Origin of the sequence: Nocardioides stalactiti (assembly GCF_014180715.1) — a bacterium.
GTDB classification, from domain to species: domain Bacteria; phylum Actinomycetota; class Actinomycetes; order Propionibacteriales; family Nocardioidaceae; genus Nocardioides; species Nocardioides stalactiti.
In genome coordinates, this window is sequence record NZ_JACEFC010000025.1 from 38,903 (window position 1) to 45,417 (window position 6,515).

The window sequence follows — 6,515 nt, forward strand, 5'->3', positions numbered from 1 at the left end:
CTCATCGCGTCAGCCCGCCAGGTGGAAGGTGTTGAAGTTGGAGTAGATGGCCATGCCGATGAGCAGGTTCACGATCATGACCCCGCTGAGCGAGGCGCGGACCGACCGGCCGACCGCCTCGCCCACGCCTGCCGGGCCGCCCTTGGCGTTGTAGCCGTAGTAGGTGTGGACGAGCATCACCACGACGACCATGCCGAGCACCTGGATGTAGGAGAAGACGATGTCGAGCGGGTGCAGGTAGAGGAAGAAGTAGTGCGAGAAGTTCCCCTGCCCGACGTCGTAGAAGAAGACGAGCAGCAGGTAGTCGGCGAGGAACCCGCCGAGCGTGGCGAAGACGTAGAGGGGGGTGATGACGATCATCCCGGCGACGACCCGCGTCGTCGCGAGGTAGGGCAGCGAGGGGATCGCCATGACGTCCAGCGCGTCGATCTCCTCGCTGATGCGCATCGCGCCGAGCTGCGAGGTCGTCGCCGCCCCCAGGGTGACGGAGAGCGCGACGCCGGCGAGCAGCGGAGTGGACAACCGTGCGGTGAAGAACGCCGCCAGGAGCGGGCTGAGGGAACCGACCCCGATGCTGGAGGAGGACTCGAAGCCCTGGGCCGCGGCCACGGCACCGGCGAAGAACGTGATCGAGGTGACGATCACGACCGAGCCGCCGATCAGGGCGAGGGCACCGGTCCCGGTCCCGAGCTCGGCGATGAGCTTGAGGATCTCGCCGGGGTGCTTGCGCACCGCGCGCGGGATGCCACCCAGGACGCGGGCGTAGAAGAGGCCTTGGGCGCCGATCGCTTCGATCGCTCGCTCGGAGGCGGAACGCAGGGACCCCAGCCGGGGCAACGTGGTCGACATGATCATCTCGCTAGAGGACGGCGAACTGGACGAGGCTGATGGAGAGGCTCACGGGGACGAGGACCGCGACCGTGATGACCACGGCTTGGTTGACCGCGTCCCCCACGCCCTTGGACCCGCCGGCCACGTTCAGCCCGCGGTAGCAGGCGATGATCGCGGCGATCAGCCCGAACACGAACGCCTTGAACATGCTGACGAAGAGCTCGGGGATGCCGGTGAACAGCGGGATGCTCGCGACGTAGGCACCGGGCGTGACGCCCTGGAGGTAGACCGAGAAGAAGTAGCCACCGACGAGCCCGCCGGCGCAGATCAGGATGTTCAGGACGAGCGACACCAGGACCGCCGCGACCATGCGCGGCACCACCAGGCGCTGGATCGGATCGATCCCGAGGACCTGCATGGCGGCGATCTCCTCGCGGATGGTCCGGGCGGCCAGGTCGGCGCACATCGCCGTCCCCCCGGCGCCCGCGACCACCACCACCGTCACGAAGGGACCGATCTGCTGGACCGAGGCGATCCCGGCGATCCCGCCCGCGAGGTCCAGGGCACCGAGGTCCTTGAGGAGCAGGTTCACCTCGAAGATCACCAGGAGGGTGAAGCCCAGCATCACCAGCAGGGTGGGTACGAGCGAGACCCTCGCGATGAACCACGCCTGCTGGATAGCCTCGCGCCACGAGAAGCGGCGGGTGAACATGATGACGAGTGCGTCGAGCGACATCGCGAGGACGTCTCCGAGCGCGCGGGTCGGCTTCGCCGCCAGCTCCAGGCCACTCGCCATCGGTTGCTCGCCCCCGTGCTCCTGCCGCAGCCCAGACTGCAGACTTTTGAACCTAGATTAAGGTAAGTTGACTTATGGAAAGGTAGGACGGCTCGCTGCGGTGTGTCAAGCGTCACCGCTCGAACGAGAGTGAGGAACGAGATGGACCTGGGCCTGAAGGAAGCGCGCGTCCTCGTCACCGGCGGGGCGTCCAACATCGGTCGCGGCATCGTGCACGGCTTCGCGGCCGAGGGAAGCCGCATCGTGATCGCCGACATCGACGAGGACCAGGCCGAGCGCGTGAAGACCGAGGCACTGGCCCGCGGTGCTGCGGCCGTCGAGGTCGTCGCCGGCGACCTGACCCGCGAGGGGGAAGCGCAGCGTGCGGTCGACGCAGCCGTCAGCTCGTGGGGCGGCCTCGATGCGTTGGTGAACAACGCCGGGTGGAGCACCCCGGGTTTCGTCGCCAAGAACCGCGACCGCGACAACTGGCAGCGCACGGTCGAGATCAACTTCTACACCGCCATCGCCGCGACCCAGGCCGCGCTGGACCCGATGCGGGAGCAGGGCAGCGGATCACTCGTGTTCGTCGCCAGCGAGGCAGCGTTCGGACAGATCCGGCAGGGCGTCTACGGCGCCACGAAGGCAGCCGTCGTCGCGTTCGCCCGTACGACGGCCCGCGAGCACGGCCGTCACGGCATCCGCTCCAACATCGTCTGCCCCGGCCTGGTGGTTCCCGAGGGTCCGGAGGCCGTCGGAGCCAACAGCCTGTGGTCGGTCGGCAAGGACAACGTCTTCACCGACGACCAGGCCCAGTACCTGCTGAAGGACACCCCCATGGGCAGCCTCACCACGGCCGAGGACGTCGCCAACGCCGTTCTCTGGCTCTCCTCGGCCCGCGCGGCCCGTCAGGTGACGGGGCAGCTGTTCAGCGTGAGCGGCGGCTACACGATGCCGTGAGCGCGCTCACGGCGCGAGCGCGGTGAACCGCCAGTCGAGAACGGGACGTTCCCGATCGGCGAGGACCTCGGCGCGGAGCTCGACGGTGCGCCAGTCCCCGGCGCCCGCCACGCGCTCCACCGTGAACCGGCTCGTGAGGGTGTCCCCCTCGTGCACCGGACCGACGTGGTCGCAGGAGTCCCACGCCAGGACCGTCGCCAGGCCCGGGAGCGCGCGGCACAGCTGCGCGGCGGCCACGGCGATCGTGTGACCGCCGTAGACCAGCCGCTGCCCGCTGACGTGCCGATCGTGGTGGGCAGCCGCGATGTTGAGCGTGAGCCGGGCGAGCTCAGGAGCGTTGGAGACCACGTCGCCGCTGGCGACCTCGAGCACCGTGCCGTCCGACGGCAGGTCGACCGGGGTGCCGCCGGCGACGTACGCGTCCCTGTCCCAGTCCGGCACCGGAAGCAGGTCCGTCCCGCCAGTGCCGGCACCGATGGCGTCGAGGTCGTCGGCACGTCCGGTGGGACCACCGCGGACCGGCAGCATCGCGCAGCGGTAGAAGTCCAGGACCGACCGGCCCTCCTGGTCCGACGTCACCATGTGGAGCGCCGCCAGCCCGGTCGCGGGCCGACCCTCGCGGCGGGAGTTCTCCTTGAGCCCCACCACCGTGGTCGTCGTCCGCAGCGTGTCACCGATCGCCGGCTGCCGCAGCAGCGCGAGCCGTCGGTAGAAGAGGTTCGCCCGCACCCGCTGGGTGGCCAGCGTCGACTGTCCGATGGCGACGTTCCAGACCAGGGAGGGTGCCGCGACCGCACCTCCGGCGACACGGCGAGCCAGGTCGTCGTCGAGCGCCAGCCGCCACCGGTCTCCGACGATCGACTGGTGCTGCGCAGCGCGCCCCTCGGTGAGGGTGCACCCGGGCGCCGTGTCGAAGACCCGGCCGACCTCGAGGTCGTCGAAGAAGGGGCCACCGACCTCGACCGCGCTCATCGGTCCCCTGCCTTGGCCAGCACCCGTCGGGCGTCCCGTGCCATCGCCTCGTCGACGAGCGCTCCGTCGAGGGCGATGGCGCCGGCGCCGGCGCCGTGAGCACCGTCCAGGGTCTCCATCACCTGCCGCGCGTGAGCGATCGCCGCCTCCGACGGCGTGAACCCCGCGTTGACGGCGTCCACCTGACGGGGATGGATCACCCACTTGCTGTCGAAGCCCAGCGCTGCCGCGTCGGCGACGACGCCGAGGAAGGCGTCGTCCACGGCCGTGCCGAGGAACGGGCCGTCGATCGCGTCGACCCCGGCCGCCCGGGCGTGCACGATGATCGCGTCCTGCACACCGCGCCACGCGCCCTGGCCGATCGTCCTGCTCCTGCCCAACGACGCGGCCAGGTCTGCGTAGCCGACGATCACAGCCGCCAGGCGACGGGGGCCGCTGACGATCTCCCGCAGGTCGGCGATCCCCGCCGCCGTCTCGACCAGCGCTTGCACCGCGACCCGTTCGTGTCGTCCGACCTCGGACTCGAGTCCGTCCAGCAACCTCTCCACGAAGGCGAGGTCGGCACGGGACTCGACCTTGGGCACGACGACGCCACCCACCTGAGGCAGCGCGGCGACCACCTCGAGGTCGCGGTGACACCAGGGCGACCCGATGGCGTTGACCCGGACCACGACAGAGGGCCGATCCTCGGGCCACGAAAAACCAGCGAGCTGTTCGCGCGCCACCGCCTTCTCCGCGGGCGCCACCGCGTCCTCCAGGTCGATGACCACCTCGTCCGCCCCCGAGGCGAGCGCCTTGGTCATGCGATGGGGATCCCCGGCGGGGACGCAGAGGACGGACCTCCGGCGCAGATTGACCTGTTGCATGTTTTGAATCTAGATTAAACTCAGTAGGACGGCAACACAGCCGCGCGATCTGTAGGGGAGCCCAGGACCATGGCAGTGCTCACGAGCGAGGAGCAGGAAGTCGTCGCACTCGTGCGGGACTGGATCGACCGCGACGTCAAGGGCAAGGTCCAGGAGCTCGAGCACGCGAACGAGTACCCCGAGAAGTGGATCGAGCAGATGAAGCAGCTCGGGATCTACGGGCTCGCGATCCCCGAGCCGTACGGCGAGGTCGCCGTCTCGATGCCCTGCTACGTGCAGGTCACCGCCGAGCTCGCGCGGGGCTGGATGAGCCTGGCCGGTGCGATGGGCGGCCACACCGTGGTGTCCAAGCTCATCGTCGCCTACGGCACCGAGGAGCAGAAGCAGACCTACCTCCCCCGGATGGCCACGGGCGAGCTGCGCGCCACGATGGCGCTCACCGAACCGGGCGGCGGGTCCGACCTCCAGGCGATGACGACCGTCGCCCGCAAGGACGGCGACGACTACGTCGTCAACGGCTCGAAGACGTGGATCAGCAACGCGCGCCGTTCCGGACTCATCGCCCTTTTGTGCAAGACGGACCCCCAGGCCACCCCCCGCCACAAGGGCGTCTCGATCCTCCTCGTCGAGCACGGGCCCGGATTGGCCGTCTCGCGCGACCTGCCCAAGCTCGGCTACAAGGGGGTCGAGAGCTGCGAGCTCGCCTTCGACGACTTCCGCACCCCCCGGTCCTCTCTGCTCGGCCCGACCGAGGGCGAGGGCTTCGCCCAGATGATGCGCGGCCTGGAGACCGGCCGCCTCCAGGTGGCGGCGCGAGCACTGGGGGTCGGCCAGGCCGCCTTCGACGACGCGCTCGCCTATGCCCAGGTCCGCGAGAGCTTCGGGAAGCCGATCTGGCAGCACCAGGCGATCGGCGGCTACCTCGCCGACATGGCGACCAAGCTCACCGCGGCACGACAGCTGATCCTGCACGCGGCCGAGAAGTACGAGTCGGGCGAGCGGTGCGACATGGAGGCCGGGATGGCGAAGCTCTACGCCTCCGAGGTCGGCATGGAGGTCGCCCTCAGCGCGGTGCGGATCCACGGCGGTTACGGCTACTCCACCGAGTACGACGTCGAGCGGTACTTCCGCGACGCTCCCCTGATGATCGTGGGCGAGGGGACCAACGAGATCCAGCGCAACGTCATCGCCGGCCAGCTGGTCAAGCGCGGCGGGCTGCGCTGAACCTCCTCCCCTGATTCGAAATGAACCGCCCTTAGAATCCGTTGCATGGCGAAGAAGTCGGGGAGCCCGATGCTTGCGACAGCAGATGACGAGAAGAACCTCGACAAGAAGTCGGCGCGCACGCGAGTGCGCATCCTCGACGCCGCCGCGCAGGTGCTGAGCGCCAAGGGCTATGCCGGCATGCGCCTCGGCGACGTCGCTGAGGTCGCCGAGGTCCAGGCGCCGGCGATCTACTACTACTTCTCCTCGCGCGAGGAGCTCATCGAAGAGGTCATGTGGGTCGGCCTCGCCGACATGCGCGCCTACCTCGCGACCGCCCTCGAGCAAGCTCCCGAGGACGCCGACGGTCTCGAACGCATCCTCATCGCCGTCGGTGCCCACCTGCGCCACGAGCTCGAGATCTCCGACTACGCGACGGCCGTGATCCGCAACGGGGGCCAGCTCCCGGACAAGATCCGCGAGCGCCAGCAGCAGGAGGAGAAGAAGTACGGCGCCGTCTGGCGCGAGCTCTTCCAGTCGGCCGCCAAAGCGGGCGAGATCCGCAGCGACCTCGACCCCTATGTCGCGCAGATGCTCGTCATGGGCACCGTCAACTGGACCGCCGAGTGGTGGCAGCCGGGGCGCGTCTCGATCGACCGCGTCGTCGCCAACGCCCAAGCCTTCGTCCGGAACGCCCTGGCCCCAACCGCCTGACCGGTCTGCCTCAGTGCCTCAGCCCATCGAGGTTGCGGCTTGAGGGGTGAACGACCCTGGCGGCGGCGTGATGCCGTTGACCCGGCACCACTCGCCCGGCGGACGCTGTGCCTTGCGCGGGATGCCGTTGGACGGCTCGAGCTGCAGCGGGATCGGCGGCAGCGGCGGGAGCTTGATGTCGGCCTCCGCAGCGA

General features: G+C 69.5%; 7 protein-coding genes. 3 read left to right on the plus strand and 4 right to left on the minus strand.

Features of this window, described 5'->3' with window-relative positions:
• Positions 1–9: 9 nt before the first annotated feature.
• Positions 10–849 (minus strand): MlaE family ABC transporter permease, encoded by an 840-nt coding sequence (locus H0487_RS07385; protein WP_183093588.1) that lies wholly within the window; start codon positions 847–849, stop codon positions 10–12.
• A gap of 10 nt (positions 850–859) precedes the next feature.
• On the minus strand, positions 860–1,627 hold the full coding sequence (locus tag H0487_RS07390) for an MlaE family ABC transporter permease (protein WP_183093589.1): 768 nt from the start codon (positions 1,625–1,627) through the stop codon (positions 860–862).
• A gap of 141 nt (positions 1,628–1,768) precedes the next feature.
• Between H0487_RS07390 and H0487_RS07395 the strand changes: the two genes are divergently transcribed.
• Positions 1,769–2,566 (plus strand): SDR family NAD(P)-dependent oxidoreductase, encoded by a 798-nt coding sequence (locus tag H0487_RS07395; protein ID WP_183093590.1) that lies wholly within the window; start codon positions 1,769–1,771, stop codon positions 2,564–2,566.
• 6 nt (positions 2,567–2,572) lie between these two features.
• On the opposite strand, the gene H0487_RS07400 is transcribed toward H0487_RS07395, so the two are convergent.
• Positions 2,573–3,538, minus strand: coding sequence for an acyl dehydratase (locus tag H0487_RS07400; protein ID WP_183093591.1), 966 nt, complete (start codon positions 3,536–3,538; stop codon positions 2,573–2,575).
• Positions 3,535–4,404, minus strand: a complete 870-nt coding sequence (locus tag H0487_RS07405) for an HpcH/HpaI aldolase/citrate lyase family protein (protein WP_183093592.1) — start codon at positions 4,402–4,404, stop codon at positions 3,535–3,537. Before H0487_RS07405 ends, H0487_RS07400 begins: the two co-directional genes overlap by 4 nt.
• A gap of 69 nt (positions 4,405–4,473) precedes the next feature.
• On the opposite strand from H0487_RS07405, the gene H0487_RS07410 reads away from it, so the two are divergent.
• The gene (locus H0487_RS07410; protein ID WP_183093593.1) at positions 4,474–5,628 is read left to right on the plus strand and encodes an acyl-CoA dehydrogenase family protein; all 1,155 of its coding nucleotides are present in this window, start codon (positions 4,474–4,476) and stop codon (positions 5,626–5,628) included.
• A 45-nt stretch (positions 5,629–5,673) separates the two neighbouring features.
• The gene (locus tag H0487_RS07415; RefSeq protein ID WP_183093594.1) at positions 5,674–6,321 is read left to right on the plus strand and encodes a TetR/AcrR family transcriptional regulator; all 648 of its coding nucleotides are present in this window, start codon (positions 5,674–5,676) and stop codon (positions 6,319–6,321) included.
• Positions 6,322–6,515: the final 194 nt, after the last annotated feature.